Origin of the sequence: Mesorhizobium sp. M7A.F.Ca.CA.001.04.2.1 (assembly GCF_003998485.1) — a bacterium.
Classification (GTDB): domain Bacteria; phylum Pseudomonadota; class Alphaproteobacteria; order Rhizobiales; family Rhizobiaceae; genus Mesorhizobium; species Mesorhizobium ciceri.
In genome coordinates, this window is sequence record NZ_RZQT01000131.1 from 1 (window position 1) to 17,202 (window position 17,202).

General features: G+C 64.9%; 17 protein-coding genes and 1 pseudogene. 4 read left to right on the plus strand and 14 right to left on the minus strand.

Going from position 1 to position 17,202, the window contains the following annotated elements:
* From EN955_RS28280 to EN955_RS28300, 5 genes are all read right to left on the minus strand, one after another.
* The coding region (locus EN955_RS28280) for a glycosyltransferase N-terminal domain-containing protein (protein WP_127223490.1) at positions 1 to 870 on the minus strand (870 nt) is incomplete at its 3' end.
* On the minus strand, positions 867 to 1,658 hold the full coding sequence (locus EN955_RS28285; protein ID WP_013532344.1) for a lysophospholipid acyltransferase family protein: 792 nt from the start codon (positions 1,656 to 1,658) through the stop codon (positions 867 to 869). The genes EN955_RS28280 and EN955_RS28285, both read right to left, overlap by 4 nt.
* A gap of 5 nt (positions 1,659 to 1,663) precedes the next feature.
* Complete coding sequence (locus EN955_RS28290; protein WP_024504831.1) at positions 1,664 to 1,909, minus strand: DUF4170 domain-containing protein; 246 nt, start codon at positions 1,907 to 1,909, stop codon at positions 1,664 to 1,666.
* A gap of 103 nt (positions 1,910 to 2,012) precedes the next feature.
* On the minus strand, positions 2,013 to 2,816 hold the full coding sequence (locus EN955_RS28295; protein ID WP_013532346.1) for a 3'(2'),5'-bisphosphate nucleotidase CysQ: 804 nt from the start codon (positions 2,814 to 2,816) through the stop codon (positions 2,013 to 2,015).
* Positions 2,803 to 4,146, minus strand: a complete 1,344-nt coding sequence (locus EN955_RS28300; protein WP_013532347.1) for a TldD/PmbA family protein — start codon at positions 4,144 to 4,146, stop codon at positions 2,803 to 2,805. The genes EN955_RS28295 and EN955_RS28300 overlap by 14 nt, the downstream gene beginning before the upstream one ends.
* A 166-nt stretch (positions 4,147 to 4,312) precedes the next feature.
* On the opposite strand from EN955_RS28300, the gene EN955_RS28305 reads away from it, so the two are divergent.
* Positions 4,313 to 4,729 (plus strand): VOC family protein, encoded by a 417-nt coding sequence (locus tag EN955_RS28305; RefSeq protein ID WP_013532348.1) that lies wholly within the window; start codon positions 4,313 to 4,315, stop codon positions 4,727 to 4,729.
* Between the two features lie 23 nt (positions 4,730 to 4,752).
* Here EN955_RS28305 and EN955_RS28310 read toward each other — a convergent pair whose 3' ends face one another.
* Positions 4,753 to 6,003: an FAD-dependent oxidoreductase gene (locus EN955_RS28310; protein WP_024504832.1), complete on the minus strand. Its 1,251-nt coding sequence runs from the start codon at positions 6,001 to 6,003 to the stop codon at positions 4,753 to 4,755.
* 113 nt (positions 6,004 to 6,116) lie between these two features.
* A complete protein-coding gene (gene epmA, locus EN955_RS28315) occupies positions 6,117 to 7,157 on the minus strand; it encodes an EF-P lysine aminoacylase EpmA (protein WP_024504833.1) in 1,041 nt (346 codons plus the stop codon).
* A gap of 117 nt (positions 7,158 to 7,274) precedes the next feature.
* On the opposite strand from epmA, the gene efp reads away from it, so the two are divergent.
* Positions 7,275 to 7,844, plus strand: coding sequence for an elongation factor P (gene efp / locus EN955_RS28320; RefSeq protein WP_013532351.1), 570 nt, complete (start codon positions 7,275 to 7,277; stop codon positions 7,842 to 7,844).
* A 73-nt stretch (positions 7,845 to 7,917) separates the two neighbouring features.
* Here the strand turns inward: efp and EN955_RS28325 are convergent, their stop codons facing one another.
* Positions 7,918 to 8,817, minus strand: coding sequence for an HNH endonuclease (locus tag EN955_RS28325; RefSeq protein ID WP_024504834.1), 900 nt, complete (start codon positions 8,815 to 8,817; stop codon positions 7,918 to 7,920).
* A gap of 224 nt (positions 8,818 to 9,041) precedes the next feature.
* Here EN955_RS28325 and EN955_RS28330 point away from each other — a divergent pair, with 224 nt between their 5' ends.
* Positions 9,042 to 9,584, plus strand: a complete 543-nt coding sequence (locus EN955_RS28330) for a dihydrofolate reductase family protein (RefSeq protein ID WP_127223491.1) — start codon at positions 9,042 to 9,044, stop codon at positions 9,582 to 9,584.
* A 41-nt stretch (positions 9,585 to 9,625) separates the two neighbouring features.
* Here EN955_RS28330 and EN955_RS28335 read toward each other — a convergent pair whose 3' ends face one another.
* From EN955_RS28335 to EN955_RS28355, 5 genes are all read right to left on the minus strand, one after another.
* Positions 9,626 to 10,495 carry a patatin-like phospholipase family protein gene (locus tag EN955_RS28335; RefSeq protein ID WP_013532353.1) on the minus strand — a complete coding sequence of 290 codons (870 nt, stop codon included), beginning with the start codon at positions 10,493 to 10,495 and terminating at the stop codon, positions 9,626 to 9,628.
* Positions 10,492 to 12,012, minus strand: coding sequence for a pitrilysin family protein (locus tag EN955_RS28340; RefSeq protein ID WP_245265386.1), 1,521 nt, complete (start codon positions 12,010 to 12,012; stop codon positions 10,492 to 10,494). Before EN955_RS28340 ends, EN955_RS28335 begins: the two co-directional genes overlap by 4 nt.
* Positions 12,012 to 13,400 (minus strand): pitrilysin family protein, encoded by a 1,389-nt coding sequence (locus EN955_RS28345; RefSeq protein WP_024504837.1) that lies wholly within the window; start codon positions 13,398 to 13,400, stop codon positions 12,012 to 12,014. Before EN955_RS28345 ends, EN955_RS28340 begins: the two co-directional genes overlap by 1 nt.
* 135 nt (positions 13,401 to 13,535) lie before the next feature.
* Entirely contained in the window at positions 13,536 to 14,090 is a 555-nt protein-coding gene (rsmD, locus tag EN955_RS28350) for a 16S rRNA (guanine(966)-N(2))-methyltransferase RsmD (protein WP_024504838.1), read from the minus strand.
* A complete protein-coding gene (locus EN955_RS28355) occupies positions 14,087 to 16,204 on the minus strand; it encodes a pseudouridine synthase (RefSeq protein WP_024504839.1) in 2,118 nt (705 codons plus the stop codon). Before EN955_RS28355 ends, rsmD begins: the two co-directional genes overlap by 4 nt.
* A gap of 182 nt (positions 16,205 to 16,386) precedes the next feature.
* Here EN955_RS28355 and EN955_RS28360 point away from each other — a divergent pair, with 182 nt between their 5' ends.
* Positions 16,387 to 16,836, plus strand: a complete 450-nt coding sequence (locus tag EN955_RS28360) for a nucleoside deaminase (RefSeq protein WP_013532358.1) — start codon at positions 16,387 to 16,389, stop codon at positions 16,834 to 16,836.
* 36 nt (positions 16,837 to 16,872) lie between these two features.
* On the opposite strand, the pseudogene EN955_RS28365 reads toward EN955_RS28360, so the two are convergent.
* Positions 16,873 to 17,202 (minus strand): annotated as a pseudogene (locus EN955_RS28365) (hypothetical protein); the annotation flags it as partial.

Below are 17,202 nucleotides of genomic sequence, written 5' to 3' on the forward strand. Positions count from 1 at the left end.
CTTCAGGCCCATGCCGGAAATCTGCGCCGCAAGCGCCTCGGCTCGATCGGGATGACGCGGAACGACGATCGTCAGAAGACCATGGTGGCGCTTGTGCAGCGTCGCGTGGACTTCAGCCGCGACCACTTCCTCGCCGTCATGGGTCGAGATCGCCGCCCAGGTCGGGCGCGTGCCTATCTGCCGCCGCAGTGTCGCCAGCGCCCGTTCGTCGACCGGCGGCGGCGACGTGTCCACCTTGAGGTTGCCCGACACCGTCACCGGCCGCGCGCCGAGCGCGAGAAACCGCTCGCCATCGACATCCGACTGCGCCACGACGTGAGCCAGGTTCTCGAACAGCGCCTCGGCGATGTTGGCGCGTTTCTTCCACGATTTGAACGAGCGGTCGGACAGCCTGCCATTGACCAGCACCTGCGGCACGCGTCGCGCGCCAAGCTCGAGGATGGTCATCGGCCAGATCTCGGATTCGGCGATGATTGCCAGATCCGGCTGCCAGTGATCGAGGAACCGGCTGACCGCCGGCTTGAGGTCGAGCGGTACATATTGATGGATGATGCGGTCACCGAGCCGCTCGTCGGCGACCTGCGCCGAGGTGACCGTGCCGGTCGTCAGCACGATGTTGACGCCGTAGTCGAGAATGCTTTCGACCAGCGGCACGACGGCTATGGTCTCGCCGACGCTCGCGGCATGGATCCAGATCACCGGCCCGTCGGGGCGCGCGCGGCCGGCGACGCCATAGCGCTCGCGGCGGCGGTAGCGGTCTTCCTTGCCGCGCGAGGTGCGCCAGGCAACGTAGGGCCCGACCAGCGGATAGGCTGCCGCACCCGCGAATCGGTAAGCCGACAGCATGGCCCGTGCCCAGCGGCCGCTCATCGCGGAGCATCCACGAGACGGTAAGCCTCGGCGGTCGCGGCATTGAGCGCTGTCGTCACTTCCTGGCGCTTGCGCTCCATTTCGGCGTCATCGGCGCCGGCCGCCACGAAGATCGGCTGGCCGATGACGATCGACGAACGGCCGAACGGCAGGTTGATGGTGGTCTTGTCCCAGCTCTTCTCCAGCACCTTGCGGCGGCTGGTGGTGATGGCGACGGGCACAAGCGGCCGGCCCGAGAGGCGAGCCAGGAGAACGATACCAAGTCCTGCGTCTCGCGGCGTGCCGTGCGGAATATCTGCGATCATGGCGACGTTCTTGCCGACGGCGAGCGACTTTTTCAGGGCGATAAGCGCTTTTGCCCCACCCTTGTCGAGGTGCCTGGCATTTTCCCGCCCGCCCGAGCCGCGCACCGCCTCGATGCCGAATTTTTCCAGCATCAAGGCGTTGAGCTCGGCATCGGCGCTGCGCGAAACCATGGCGACCAGCGGCTTGCGCTTGGGATAATAGGCAGGCGTCAGCAGATGCTGGCCGTGCCACAAGGCGATGATGCCAGGCTCGAACTCGGTATAGGCACCGCCCGAAAACCGTGCCGATCCCTCGACGACGCGATTGGTGAGGCGCACGAAGCGGACGAACTGGGCGAACAGGCTGGCGATGGCGTTCTTGACGAATCGCGACTGCGCAAGCGGTTGGCGAATCTTGCGCCAGAAGGCCTTGGTCGTGCGGCTGCGTCCTCTGCCCGTGGGCGCGGCATCGCTTGCTGGCCCTTTCGCCAGGTCATGCTCCATCGAAGTCAACCGGCAGCCTTGTTGTCGGGGTCCAGCAGCCGGTGCAGATGAACGACGAAGTAACGCATGTGAGCGTTGTCCACGCTGGCTTGCGCCTTGGCTTTCCACGCCGTGTGCGCGGATTGATAGTCGGGATAGATGCCGACGATGTCGAGCTCGTCGAGATCGCGGAATTCGGTGCCGCCAAGCTTCTTCAGTTCGCCACCGAACACCAGATGCAAAAGCTGTTTCTTTCCGTCTTCCGCGGCCATGTCGGTCCTTCACATATCGTGAGTTTGTCACAGGTCTAGACCAAAGCCGCCGACTTTGGAACCTTTAGGGCGAGATGAATTCATCTCGCCCGGGAAAACGCCTTCACGTGTCCAGACCGGCGATGACGCCGGCGAGCACGGCCAGCAATTCACCGCTGCCGGCAGCAAGGGCGCCGTGACGAGTCACCTCGCCGGCATAAAGTGGAGCGCGGCCATGCTGGTCGAGCAGCTGGCCGCCGGCCTCGCGCAGGATGAGGTCGGCCGCTGCAATGTCCCAGTCATGCGCGTTCGGCTTGACGAAAGTGGCGTCCAGCGCGCCATTGGCGATCATGGCCAGCCGATAGGCGAGCGAAGGGCTGTAAGGCGCCCGCTTCAGCCGCGCCTGCCATTCGGCAGGCATCAGGTCGGTCAACTGCTTCAGCCCGGAAATCTCGGCCGTTTCCGCCAGCTTGCGAACCGCAATGCGCTTGCCGTTGCGGAAAGCACCCTGGCCGGGCAGCGCCCAATAGGTCTCCTCCATCGCCGGGCATTCCAGCACGCCGGCCAGCGTGCGGCCATGCTCGACGACGGCGACGCTGACGCACCAGGTGCGCTGGCCTTCCAGGAAACCGCGCGTGCCGTCGATCGGGTCGACGACGAAGGTGCGGCGTGCCGAAAGCCGGACCGGATCGTCAACTGTCTCTTCCGACAGCCAGCCATAATCCGGCCGCGCCGCCAGCAATGTTTCGCGCAGATAGGCGTCGGCCGCGTGGTCGGCCTCGCTGACCGGTGATGTGCCGCCCTTCATCCAGACTTGCGGGCTGTTGCCGAAGTAGCGCATGGCGATCACCCCCGCCTCGCGGGCGGCATCGCGCAGCAGCGGCAAGTCTTCGGTGGCTCCGGCAGTGGTCAGGTCATGCTCCGGCAAGGGTCATGCCTTCGATCAGGAGCGTCGGCGCCGCGGTGCCGAAATTGCGATCGAGGTCATCGGCCGGCACCATGTTGAGGAACATCGTCTTCAGGTTCGAGGCGATGGTGACCTCGGCGACGGGATAGGCCAGTTCGCCATTCTCGATCCAGAAACCGGAAGCGCCGCGGCTGTATTCGCCGGTGACCATGTCGACGCCCTGGCCGAACACCTCGGTGACGTAGAAGCCGGTCTTGAGCGATTTGATCAGCTCTTCCGGCGACCGCTCGCCGGGTTCGATGGCGAGATTGGTGGAGGATGGCGTAACGGAGGAGCCGCTGCGTGCGCCGCGGCCGTTGGTGACGAGGCCCAGCTCCCTTGCAGCCGAGGTCGACAGGAACCAGTGGTTGAGCACGCCCTTCTCGACCATCAACAGCTTTTCGCCCTCGACGCCTTCGCCGTCGAACGGACGCGAGGCCTGGCCACGTCGCCGGAGCGGCTCGTCGGTGACGGTGATGGCGGAGGCGGCCACCTGCTTGCCCATCATGTCGCGCAGGAACGAGGTCTTGCGCGCGACCGAGGCGCCGTTGATGGCGCCGGCGAGATGGCCGGCGATGCCGCGCGCGACGCGTGGGTCGAACACCACGTCGACCGGCCCGGTCGCCGCCTTGCGCGCGCCGATGCGGCGCACGGCGCGCTCGCCGGCCTTGCGGCCGATGTCCTCGGGCGCATCGAGATCTGCAAAATGCTGGCGCGAGGAGAATTCATAGTCGCGCTCCATGCCGGTGCCCTCGCCGGCGATAACGCTGGCCGAGCGCGAAAAACGCGAGCCGACATAGTGGCCGAGGAAGCCGTGCGAGGTGGCCAGCACCAGGCCGCCCAGCCCGGCACCGGCGCTGGCGCCGGCCGAATTGGTCACGCCCTTGACGGCAAGCGCTGCCGCTTCCGCCGCCAATGCGGCTTCCTTCAACTGGTCTGCCGACACTTCGGTGGCGTCGAACAGGTCGAGATCGCGCGTCTGTTTGGCGAGCAATGCCGGATCGGCCAGCCCTTGATAGGGATCCTGCGGCGACACTTTCGCCATCGCCACGGCGCGCTCGGCCAGCGTTTTCGGGTCGGACGCCGCTGTCGCCGAGACACTCGCCACGCGGCCGCCGACGAAAACGCGCAGCGCCACATCCTCGCTTTCGGAAGCTTCGGTAGCCTCGACCTTGCCGAGACGCACCGACACACCGGTCGAGCGGCCGCGCACGGCCACCGCGTCGGCGGCATCGGCGCCGGCCTTTTTGGCAGCCTCGACCAGGGCCGCGACGCGGTCGGTCAATTTTGCTGCGTCTGATATGTCGGTCATGCCTGAAATCCTGCTGGTGCGGCCGGTGTGCGGCCGTTGCCCACCCATCTATTGTTCCGGTCCGGCTTGTGCAATGGCATAGGCTTCAATCAAAATGCAGGGCGGACGGTTCAAACCGCGAACCCTGTGACGCAAAATCGGTTCGCAGCCTGCACGGAGCATTTCGATGACGCCTTTCCATCTCGCCTTCCCGGTCCGTGATCTCGATGAAACCCGCGTTTTCTATGGCGAGGTGCTGGGCTGCGCGATCGGCCGCTCGTCAGCGACCTGGGTCGACTTCGACCTCTACGGTCACCAGATGTCGGCGCATCTGCGGCCGCAGGCCGCACAGGCCCCCAGCGACGGCAAGGTCGACGGCATTGTCGTGCCGATCCCGCATTTCGGCGCGGTGCTCTTGATGGACGACTGGCAGCGCCTGGCGACACGGCTGGAGGCGCGCGACGACATCGACTGGCTGGAACGGCCGATGGTCCGCTTCAAGGGCGAGCCCGGCGAACAGGCAACGCTGTTCATCCGCGACCCCTCGGGCAATGCCTTGGAATTCAAGGGCTTTCGCTCGCTGGAGCAGGTTTTCGCGCACTAGCTCAGATCGAGGGCATCCATCGATCAACGGCCGAAACGGCCCGCCGCGAAAGGTGCGAGCCGAGCCGGATCGCCGCGTCCGCCGATCAAGTCGGCGACCAGCCGCGCGGTGATCGGAGCCAGCGTCAGGCCGAGATGGCCGTGCCCGAAAGCATGAATTACGCGGGAGCTGCCGCGCGAAGCGCCGATGACCGGCCTGGAATCCGGCAGGGACGGCCGGAAGCCGAGCCATTGCGAGGCAGGCGAGCCGAGCCTGGGAAAAATTTGCCTGGCGCCACGGTCAAGCAGCGCCAGCCGGCGCGGATTTGGCGGCGCGACCAGGCCGCCGAGTTCGACGGTGCCGGCGACCCGCAAGCGGCCAGCCATCGGCGTCAGGTAGAAACCAAGATCGACGGGACAGACAGGTCGGTTGAGCAGCGGCGCGTCGGTCTGGAATTCCAGATGATAGCCGCGCTCGGTCTCGAGCGGAATCCTGTCGCCGGCCTGCGCGGCCAGTGCGCGCGACCGTGCACCGGCGGCGATCACCACCGTGCCAGCCTTGATGCGAACGCCGGGTCCGCTGAGCTGGACACCGTCAGCCTCGACCTGCAGCCCGGTGATCTCTGCCTGCTTCACCGATGCACCACGGGCACTCACCGCGCCCAGCAACCGCCGCATCACCATTGCCGGATCGGTGACATTGATCGAGTCGGGAAAATACACGCCATGCGCTGCTGTCGCCGGCAGGCCCGGCTCAAGCGCCGCCACCTTTTCGGGAGTCAGCACCTCTTGGTGGATGCCAAACCCAGCGCGCATTGCCCGGCCGCCGGCGCCAGCGGCAAAATCGCTCAAGTGGCGATAGAGGTAAAGACAGCCATTGCGGCGCAGCTGGTCCTCCAGCCCGGCCTCCCCGACCATGTCTTCCCAGGCTGGAAGGGCGTCGGCCAGCAGTCCGGCGAGCGCCAGTGCATTGGCCCGGGTGGCCGCCGGCAGCGATTGCCGCATGAACCGAACGAGCCATGGCGCCAGCTGCAGCAGCGCCGGCCAGCGCAGCGAAAACGGGCTGTCGGAATCAAGCAGCAGCTTTGGCAACGCCCGCAGCACCGCAGGAGTGCCGACCGGCATGCAGGCATATTCGGCGATCGTTCCGGCATTGCCGAACGACGCGCCTGAGCCCGGCTCGTTCGGATCGATGAGCAGGACTTCGCGGCCGTCCGCGACAAGGCGAAGTGCCGTCGCCAGCCCGACAACTCCGGCGCCGACAATGGCGATTTCGACCGTTTCAGAAGCAGCCACTGTAGATCTTCCCGATTGACCTTGAAATCCAGTACCGATCATGTGGTCTCTTGGTTCGGGGTCACGGTCCAGTCTTGATCCCCGGAATCGAATAGGCCAGATCTTTCCGCGCCTCAGGCGACAGGCGTCCAGATCACGTCCTCGATTTTTTGCGCGCCGGTCGCCAGCATCGCCAGCCGGTCGAAGCCGAGTGCGATGCCGCTGGCCGGCGGCATGATGGCAAGGGCTGAGAGAAAATCCTCGTCCAGCGGATAGCGCTCGCCATAGATGCGCTGCTTCTCGTCCATCTCGGTAACAAAGCGCCGGCGCTGCTCGTCGGCGTCGGTCAGTTCGCCAAAGCCGTTGGCGAGTTCGACGCCGCAGCAATAGAGCTCGAAACGCTCGGCGACGCGCGGGTCGCGCTGGCTCGGCCGCGCCAGTGCCGCCTCGGCGACGGGATATTCGCACAGGATGGTCGCGCGGCCCTGCCCGAGAAATGGCTCGACCTTTTCCACCATCACCCGGCTGAACAGATCGGCCCAGCTGTCGTCGGGCGCGGTGCGCAGGCCGACATGGGTCAAGGCGGCGTGCAGCGCGTCGCGGTCGGTGCTGCCGTCGGCGGCGACCGTGGCCAGCAGGTCGATGCCGGCATGGTGGGCGAAAGCGTCCGCCACCGTCAGTCGTTCCGGCTCGGCAAACGGATCGCAGTCGCGGCCCCGGAAAGAGAAAAGAGTCGCCCCTGTCCTTGTCGCGGCCAGCGCCAGAAAGGCCGCACAATCCAGCATCAGGCTCTCATAGGCCTCGCCCACCCTGTACCATTCGAGCATGGTGAATTCGGGATGATGCAAGGGGCCGCGCTCGCGGTTGCGATAGACCGGACCGAAGCTGAAAATCCTGGTTTCACCGGCGGCGAGCAGCTTCTTGCAGGCGAATTCCGGCGAGGTGTGGAGATAGAGTGGCGCCCTTGCACCGTCCGGCCCGACCGCTTCCGTGGCGAAAGCCGCCAGATGCGCCTCGTTGCCGGGCGAGACCTGCAGGGCAGCCGTTTGCACCTCGACGAAATCATGGGCGGCGAACCAGTCGCGCAGGCCGGCGGCGATGCCATTGCGCAGCATCAGCCGCGGGCGGCGGTCGGCGTGAACGTCAGGCGTCCACCAGGGCGAAGCTTCGGTCATGCGGCTCGGAACATGGTGGAAGGGGGCTGGCGGCGGCGGCCAAGATGCGGTAGGCCCCCATCCAGCGCCGCACTAGCCGGCAAACGCCAGTCAACTCTTCTTGCAGGATTTAAAACCGTGGTGAAAGTCATCGCCAGTTCGCTCCGCAAAGGCAATGTCGTCGACAAGGACGGCAAGCTTTATGTGATCCTCTTTGCCGAAAACATCCACCCAGGCAAGGGCACGCCGGTAACGCAGCTCGACATGCGCCGCATCGGCGACGGGGTGAAGGTTTCGGAACGCTACCGCACCACCGAGCAGGTCGAGCGCGCCTATGTCGAAGAGCGCGAGCACACCTTCCTCTACCGCGACGGCGAAGGCTTTCACTTCATGAACCCGGAAACCTACGACCAGGTGGCGGTGTCGGAAGCCGTGGTCGGCGACATGGCGCCTTACCTGCTGGAAGGCATGGCCGTGCAGGTGTCGCAGTTCAACGGCATTGCCATTTCCCTGGTGCTGCCGCAGCGCGCCACCTTCGAAGTGGTGGAAACCGAGCCGACGACCAAGGGACAGACGGCCTCGTCGTCCTACAAGCCGGCCGTGCTGTCCAACGGCGTACGCACCCTGGTGCCCCCCCACATCGCGCCGGGCACCCGCGTGGTGGTGATGACGGCGGATGGGGCTTATGTGGAGCGGGCGAAGGACTGAGGGGGTTCTTCCCGCCCAAACGACCAAACGCCTCCAAGCAAAGCCTTCCCATGGACGGGGCAGCTTTGACCGCTTATTGCTTGAAGCAGTGCTCGCGGTGCCATTGCAAGAAATGAGGATGCGGGCGTTCGAGCTGTCGGCGAGGCGGAAGCGCGCGGCGCGTCTTGTTTATAAAGCCCTGCACACTGTCTAAGTCATTGACCTGTCTGGAGATCAGGATTTCCAAATCGTCCGACAGGCTGATCAATCCACGGTCGAACATCCAATGCGCAGTGCCGGACAGTGCGATCCCATTGTTGACGACATCAGGCCCGTTCGCCTCGACCGGTCGAATATGTGCAGCAGAAACTTCTGCCCGGCCGCCGCCATTTATCAGCTTGAGACCCGTGATTGCGCAGCGCTCGTCATAAGCGCGTAAGACGACGCGACGGAAAATGCGGTCCCGCACGATTCGCGATCCGATGTAGCTTACGCGATCACGACTCTGCTCGAATTCGAATGGCGCCTGCTCATCCTGAAAGCCGGCAGATATGCCGACCTCATCAACGCGCGGCAGCAACAACTCATTCGTATCCAGGCCCAGATCGATGATGCGGTTGAAGTCATTTGCGCTAAGTGCACGGACTGCAGATTGGGCACGGCCCGAAATCCGTCCTTCATCGTTGAGCAGGCCTCGCTCGACGAGACCATCAGATCCATTAAATTGAACAGGATTGACGAAATCGAGGTAGGTTCCGGGCTCAATCAGCGCGAGGTACATGTCTGATATCACAGGATCAGGGATGATCTGCTGGACTTTCGCTACAGCGTAATAGCCCCGTGTATCGTTTACCTTGCTGGGCTCGTAGTAGATGATCCACTTGCCGACACACGCCTCAACGCGGCGCAGATACGGACGAGGAAACTGGTATTGCTCTGCGGGGCGATCATTGTACCGCGAATCCGAGCGATGAATGAAAACCCCGAATTCCATGATCTTCCTGCAATGCGCTCTTGGGAATAATAACTACTTCAGATGTGGCATCAAAATCCGAACTTTGCGGTTTAGTCCAGGCCGGTCGCACTTCCCCGTGGTATCGGTCTTTCGCAGGCTCGCGCTGAAAGCGCCACCCTGCAACGAAGCGCAGCGATATATTTTATGAAGCGTGTCGCAATGACCCTGCGCGGTCCGTCCTTTGAGCGAAGAAGGAGAACGCCATGCGAAAACTTATCGTCACCGAATTCATCAGCGTCGATGGCATTGCCGAGGTCGAGAAGCTGCCAAGCGTGACCTGGAACGACGAGATGAACAGGTTCAAGGAGGACGAGCTTGCCGATAGCGGCGCCATGCTTTTGGGGCGCACGACCTATGAGATCTTTGCCGGCTCCTGGCCGACGGAAACCGGAGATTTTGCCGAACGGTTCAACGCGCTGCCGAAATATGTCGCGTCGAACAGCCTGAAGGCGCTCGACTGGAAGCCTGCCGAATTGCCGAAGGGACCGCTGCCGGAAGCGGTCAGGACGCTGAAGCAAGGCAGCGGCGGCAACATCTATATGCATGGTAGCCTCAGCGTCGCGCAGGAATTGCTGCGCCATGGCCTGGTCGACCGCGTCAGGCTGCTCAGTTATCCCGGCACCGTCGGCCAAGGCAAGCCGCTGTTCCCAGGCGGCGAACCGGTGTCGCTCGAACTGATTTCGGCCACGCCGTTCAGCAACGGCGTTGTGGCGCTGGAGTATGCGCCGGTGGCGGCGAAGTCGTAAATCGGTTGGAGCCTTTCAGATCGAATGGGGAAGATGCATCCTCACCCGACCTGCTTGCCCCGTCTCCCCTTGATGGCGGCGCTATTCCTCGCCTCCACCGCCTTCTCCACCTGCCGCTTCAGTTCGTCCTTGATATCCACCGTCTCGTTCATCAGCGCGTCGATCTTCAGGAAATCGAGGACGCGGTATCTCGACACTGCCGGGCGGACCAGGATGTCGGGGCGGCATTGCTTCAGCTTGTTGGCGATGATCGACTGCATCATCAATTGCGTGGCGCCGAACATCAGGTCGACGGAGGTCGGCTGTTTGCGGTCGGCCTCTTCCGGCGCGCCGACGACGTCGACGCCGATGATGATGTCGGCGTCGTTCTCGATCAGGTCGAACGGCACGGGGTTGTAGATGCCGCCGTCGATCAGCAGCCTGCCGTCTCGCATCACCGGACGGAACACGGCAGGGATGGCCGCTGACGCCGCCAGCGCGGAGTGCAGGTCGCCGTCTTCGAAGACGGCCAGCTTGTGACCGAAATAGTCGGTCGCCGTCACCTTCAGCGGGATCTTCAGCTCGGCAAAGGTTTCCGGGATGGCCTCGGGCAGAAAGGCTTTCAGGATGCGCTCGACATTGAACTGGCTGACGCGGATGCCGTTCTGCATGGCTTCGGCTATCGTGCCCGGCCGCGCCCGCCACATGCGGCTGGCCACCTCGGCGCGGCGGCCGAGGATCGAGCGGGCATAGTCGTGGATGTCCTTGCCGGCCATGCCTGATGCCATGCCGGCGCCCATGATGGCGCCGATCGACGAGCCGGCAATCGCCACCGGCTTGATGCCGAGCTCGTCCAGCGCTTCGATGACATGGATATGCGCCAGCCCGCGCGCGCCGCCGCCGCCGAAGGCGATGCCGAAGGTGGGGCTCATCCCTTGCCGGCTCCGGCCAGTTTCGGGCCGATGATCATGATGGTCGGCTCGGTGGTCAGCAGCTTTTTCGCCGCCGCCTTGACCTGTTCGAGCGTCACCGCGTTGATGTAGCCGGCGCGGCGCTGCATGTAGTCGATGCCGAGATCGTCGAGCTGCAACTCGACCAATGTCGAGGCGATGGCGCTGGACGAGTCCAGATTGTTGATGGCGTAGGCGCCGATCATGTATTTCTTGGTCGCCGCCAGTTCCGCTTCGGTCGGGCCTTGTTCGGCCAATTGCTTGACGACATCGCGGACGATGCCAAGCGTCTCGGCCGCACGGTCGGACCGGGTGCCGGTGCTGACGATCAGCGCGTTAGCGTGGTCCTGGTTTATGAGCGAGGAGTTGACACTGTAGGCCAGTCCGCGCTTTTCGCGCACTTCCTGGAACAGGCGCGAGGTGAAGGTGCCGCCGCCGAGGATCTCGTTCATCAGCACGGCGGGGAAGAAATCCGCCGCCTTGCGCTTCACGCCGGGAAAGGCGAGCTGCAGGGAGGTCTGCGGCAGGTCGTAGTCGACCTCGATATGCTGCGCCAGCCTCGGGTCGATATCGGCCACAGGCCTCAGCGCCTGGTTCTGCGGCAGGTCGCCGAACACCATGTCGAGCTTCTTCTTCAGCGTCTCCGCGTCGATGGCGCCGACCACGGCGACATGCAGACCGCCGCGCGCGAACACCGCTTTGTGCAGGCCTTTCAGATCATCGGACGTGATGGCGGCGATGCTTTCCTTGGTGCCCTGATCGGAGCGGGAATAGGGATGGTCGCCATAGAGGGCGCGCGCCCATTTGTTCTGCGCCACCGTGTCCGGGTCGTTTTCGCCGGCGATGATGCCGGACAGGATCTGGGAACGGATGCGGTCGATCGGCAACTGGTCGAAGCGCGGCTCGTTGACCGCCAGCCGCAGCAGGTCGAAGGCCTGGTCGCGCTGCTCGGCCAGCATGCGCATCGAGCCGTAGATGCCGTCGCGGCTCTCGTCGAAGCTCATCTCGGCGCCGGCATCGTCGAGCTTGATCTGGAAGTCTTCACTATCGAGCGGGCCGGCGCCTTCGTCGAACAGGCCGGTCATTAGATTGGCCAGCCCTTCCTTGCCGACAGGATCCTGCGTCGAGCCGCCGCCAAAGACGAAGCGGATGGCCACGACCGGCACGGAATAATCCTCGACCAGCCAGGCGGTGATGCCCTTTGGGGAGGTGACGGACTGGATCTCCATGGCCCGCGCGGTGAGCGCCGGCAGGATGAGGAAGAGGATGGAGAGAAAGAGGGTGGTGAGGGCACGCCATGCGGCAATCGTCGGCAGCGACCAATCGCGGAAGCCGGCGCTCCCCCTCACCCAGCCTCCGCTTTGCTCGGCTGACCTCTCCCCGACGGGGAGAGGAGCTTGCCAGCGCTGGCGCCAGCCTCTTCTCCCCAGCGGGAAGAAGGTGGCCGCGAAGCGGCCGGATGAGGGGGCTGCCTCGCTCATGGGGATCGAATTCATCATCAATTCCCCGCTTGTTGCTGCGGCAAGAGATAGCCGGTCGTCGACCGGGCGAGCACCAGATAGCGCGCGGCGACCGCCTTGACCTCGTCTGCGGTGACCTTGCGGATGCGGTCCGTCCATTGCTGGACGTCCTGCACATTGCCGCCGGTGGCCAGCGTCGAACCGTAGATGTTGGCCATGGAATCCTGCTTGTCGCGGGCAAAGATCATCGACCTGACATAGCGGTCCTTGGCCTTTTCCAGTTCCGATGGCGTCACGCCATCCTTGACGATGCGCACCACCTCCGCATCGACTGCCGCTTCGACGTCGGAAATCCTGGCATCGCCGCGCGGCGCGCCGTAGACGGTGAAGTTGGTGTCGTCGAGCATGGTGCCCTGGAAAAAGGCGCCGGCGCTGGATGCGATACCTTGCTGGACGACGAGCGCCTGGTACAGCCGGCTGCGATTGCCGCCGCCGAGGATCTCCGCCAAGAGGTCGAGCGCTTCCGCCTCGCCCGGCTTTCCCGAATGATAGGACGGCACCACCCATTGCGTGGAAAAGCTCGGCACGCTGACGCGCGCGTCGGAGAGCGTGACCGTGCGCTTGGTGTTCTGCTCCGGCTCGACCGGGCGGATGCGGGGCGGCAGATCGGGGCCGCGCGCCACCTTGCCATAGGTCTTTTCGGCCAGCGCCCGCACCGTGTCCGGTTCGACATCGCCGGCGACGATCAGCACGGCGTTGTTGGGCCGGTAGTATTTGTCGTAGAAGGCGGTGGCGTCGACGCGGTTCAGCTGCTGCATCTCCTGCATCCAGCCGATGACCGGAATGCGATAGGGCTGGTTCTGCCACAGCGTCGCATCGACCTCCTCGTCCAGCACAGCCTCGGGGCTGTTGTCGATACGCGAGCGGCGCTCCTCGAGGATGACGTCGCGCTCGGTCTTGATGACATCGTCGGTGAGGATGAGGTTGCGCATGCGGTCAGCCTCGAAGCTCATCATCAGCTCGAGCGCCGACGGCGCCACCGTCTCGTGGAAAGCGGTATAGTCGTAGGAGGTGAAGGCGTTGTTGGAGCCGCCGATATCGGAGACGGCGCGGTCGAACTCGCCGGCCGCATGGTTGGTCGTTGCCTTGAACATCAGATGTTCGAAGAAATGCGCGATGCCGGATTTGCCGGGCGGCTCGTCGGCGCTGCCGATCTTGTACCAGACCATGTGGGTGACGATCGGCGCACGGTGGTCGGGAATGACGACCACCTCCATGCCGTTGTCGAGCAGGAAATCCGTGACCTTGAACTCGGCCGGAACCGTGTTGGGCAAGACGGGGCTCTCGGCCAGCACTGGGCTGGTCACGACAAAAGCCAAGGAGGTCGCCAACAGCGTTCCCCGCAGCCATTCAATCCTGGATGTCATCAACGGCTCCGGTTCTGTCGACAGACGATAGGCAAGGTGCTGGCGACAAGCAAAGTGATTTGTTGATCATGTTGCCGGCAAAGGCGGCGGCAAAGAGGCCGGCCCATGGATGCCCGGCCAAGGATACGAGGCGTATCAGGCCGCCTCGATGAAGCGGATGACGGTCTCGCCATAGTTGCGTTCGTCCAGCACCGAAAAGCCGGGGCCTGGCTCGAAGGACGCCACCGCGGCCTCTTCGACCACGCACAGCGCGCCGGGGCGAAGCCAGCCGCCGGCTTTGGCCGACTGCAAGGCGCGCTCGCCAAGGCCCTTGCCATAGGGCGGGTCGGCGAAGACAAGGCCGAACGGCGCCAGCGTGCCGGCCTCGCCGAGGCCGGTGGCATCGCGGCGGAAGATCTTGGTGCGGCCGGTGAGCCCGAAGGCCTCGACATTGTCGCGGATCAGGCCACGGCCTTCCGCCGATTCCTCGATGAAGACACCGTAGGAGGCACCGCGCGACAGCGCTTCGAGTCCCAGCGCGCCGGTGCCGGCGAACAGGTCGAGCACGCGTGCCCCGTCCAATTGCTCGGCAAAGCGATGCGCCAGCACGTTGAAGACCGCCTCGCGGGTACGATCGGTCGTCGGACGGATGGCGCTCGAGCGCGGCGTCGCCAACGGACGCCCGCGAAACTCACCGCCGACGATTCTCATCTCGCTTTGGGGCCTCGGGGACCGTTGCGCGGACGCTCACCGCCGCCAGCCCCGCCCGGACGTTCGCCGCGCGGCTTGCCGAACGGCTTTGCACCGGCCGGTTTGCCATAGGTCGGTTTGAACGAGGCCTTGCGCGCCTTGGCGTCAGCCGCCTTGGCGGCGTCAGCTTCGGCCCTGCCCTTGCCGATCGGTCGCGCGCCTGGCGCCATCCAGACATTGGCCTTGCGCTGGCCGGGCGGCTCGATCGGCCGCTGCTCGCGCTCGGACTTTTTGCCACCGCCCGGCTTGCCACCAAAAGCACCACGCGGCTTGTCGCCGAAGCCACCGCGCGGTTTGTCGCCGAAATTGCCGCGCGGCTTGTCGCCAAAGCTGCGTTCGGGACGCGGGGCGCGTTCGCCAAAACTCTTCTCAGCGTTTCTGTCGGGGCTTGTCGACAGTTTGCCCAGAGCCTCATCGCGGCTGCCTTCGCGGCGCTTGCGATTCTTGATCAACCCGCCCTCGCCGATCGGGCGGCGCTCGCCATCGCGGGTGAATTTCGGCCGTTCCGGCTCCGGCTCGCGAACTTCGGTGCGCCGCACCGGCTTGTTGGAAAACGGCTTGGTGACATCGGCGTCGAAATTGGCGCCGGATTCCTCGACCAGGCGCTCGCCAAGCTGGTCGCGCAACACCCTGCCCTTGATTTCCAGCACATGGCCCTCGGCGAGGTCATCGAGTTGGAACGGCCCGTAGGAGATACGGATCAGCCGCGTCACGTCGAGGCCGAGCGAACCCAGGATGTTCCTGACTTCGCGGTTCTTGCCCTCGCGCAGGCCGATCGTCAGCCAGGCATTGGTGCCTTGCTCACGGTCGAGCGTCGCTTCGATGGCGCCGTAAAACACGCCGTCGACGGCAATGCCTTCACGCAGGCCGGCAAGCGCGCTTTCCTCGACCTTGCCGTGGACGCGCACGCGGTAGCGGCGCAGCCAGCCGGTGGCCGGCAGTTCGAGCACGCGCGACAGGCCGCCATCATTGGTGAGCAGCAGCAGGCCTTCGGTGTTGATGTCGAGCCGGCCGATGGTCATCAGCCGCGGCAATTCAGCCGGCAGCACGTCGAAGACGGTCTTGCGGCCCTCGGGATCGCGGTTGGTGGTGACGACGCCGGCCGGCTTGTGGAACAGGAACAGCCTTGTGCGCTCGATCGGCGGGATTTCCATACCGTCGAGATGGATGATGTCATCAGGCATCACGTTGAAGGCCGGTGAAGTCAGGGCGCGGCCATTGACCTTGACGCGGCCGGCGGCAATCAGCTCCTCGGCATCGCGGCGCGAGGCGAGGCCGGCGCGGGCCAGCCGCTTGGCGATGCGCTCGCCTGCCTCTTCCGCAGCCTCGGCGGGACGCGGGCGTGGCTTGAAGCTGCCGCCTGACGCCCCTTGCGGCCGATCGTTGAAATCCCGCTTCGGGCGATCGCTGAAGTCACGCTTGGGGCGGTCGGCGAAGTCACGCTTTGGGCGATCGCCGGCGTCACGCGGGGCGCGGTCACTGAAATCGCGCTTGGGACGGTCGAAGCGCTTTTCGCCGCCCGCTGCCGCCGCAGCCGGCCGGTCGCCCCGCGGTGCGTAGGGTTTGCGTGGCCCTTCGCGCTTCTCGTAGGGCTTGCGCTCGCCTTCAGCGGCCACCGGGCGGTCGCCGCGCGGTGCGTAGGGCTTGCGCGGTCCTTCGCGCTTTTCATAGGGCTTGCGCTCGCCTTCGGCGGCCACCGGGCGGTCGCCGCGTGGTGCGTAGGGCTTGCGTGGGCCCTCGCGCTTTTCATACGGTTTGCGCTCGCCTTCGGCGGCCATTGGACGATCGCCGCGCGGTGCATAAGGTTTGCGCGGCCCCTCGCGTTTCTCAAAAGGCTTGCCTTCGGGACGCGGGCCTTTGCTGAAAGGCTTGTCGCCGCCCTTGAAATCGCGCTTCGGCCGCTCGCCATCGGCAGCCATCGGCCGGTCGCCACGCGGTGCGTAAGGTTTCTTGGCGCCAAAGGACGGTTTGCCGCCCTTGCCCGCGGCGCCATCGCGGCTGCGCGGTCCCGCGGCTTTCGGCCCACTCTTGGCCGGACCCTTCCTGGGTCGGAATTTCTTGTCGTTGTCGTCCATGTGGCCTTTATCCGTTTGCGCTGCTACAGCGTGGCGCATCCTTTCGGGCGCGCAACGAACGCTGTAGCACTTTTGATGTGGCGCATGATCATTTTCGAAAACCGAGTCCCGATTTTCGAGGTCATGCGCTCCATAACAGGATCACCGTCAGGTGGCGAGGAGATAATCGGAGTGGAAATCGCGTGAAGCGGCCCGATTTCATGGCGCTGGCGCTGAAGGAGGCCGAAGCTGCCGCCTTGCGAGGCGAAGTGCCGGTCGGCGCCGTCATCGCCAACGGCGCTGGTGTTGTCGCCAGCGCCGGCAACCGCACACGCGAACTTGCCGACCCGACCGCGCATGCCGAGATGCTGGTCATCCGCGAAGCCTGCCGCAAACTGTCGGCAGAGCGGCTGACCGGGCACGATCTCTATGTGACGCTGGAGCCTTGCGCCATGTGCGCCGGCGCCATTTCCTTCGCCCGGCTGCGCCGGCTTTATTTCGGCGCCGCCGACGACAAGGGCGGCGCTGTGGTCAATGGCGTGCGCTTCTTCGCCTCGCCGACCTGCCACCACGCGCCCGACATCTATCCGGGCATGGGCGAGACCGAAGCAGGCCTGCTGCTTAAAGGATTTTTTCGGGAGCGGCGCGGCTGAAGCGGGCGCTACGCCCGGCGACACAATTCGGTGTTCTTACAGCCAATCGAACCAGCCGCTGCCCTTCTTGCCTTCCGCCTCTTTCTTGAGACGGCGTTCCTTCTTGTACTCGTCCTCGCCAAGCTCGTTCTGCGGCGCGGTGCCGGCCGCGACACGATACTGCACTGGAGGCTCGCTCAGATATTTGCGGGTGTTCGGATCGCCCTGCTTGCTGTCGGCGAGGCGACGCTGGATCTCGGCGGCACGGCCCTTGTCGGAATCGGCCGGTGTCCATGCCGGCGGGTGGCTCGAGCCTGACTCCGCCATCGCCCTTTTCACCGAGGCCGGATCGGTTTGCACGTCGTCGACGATCTCCGACTGATAGGC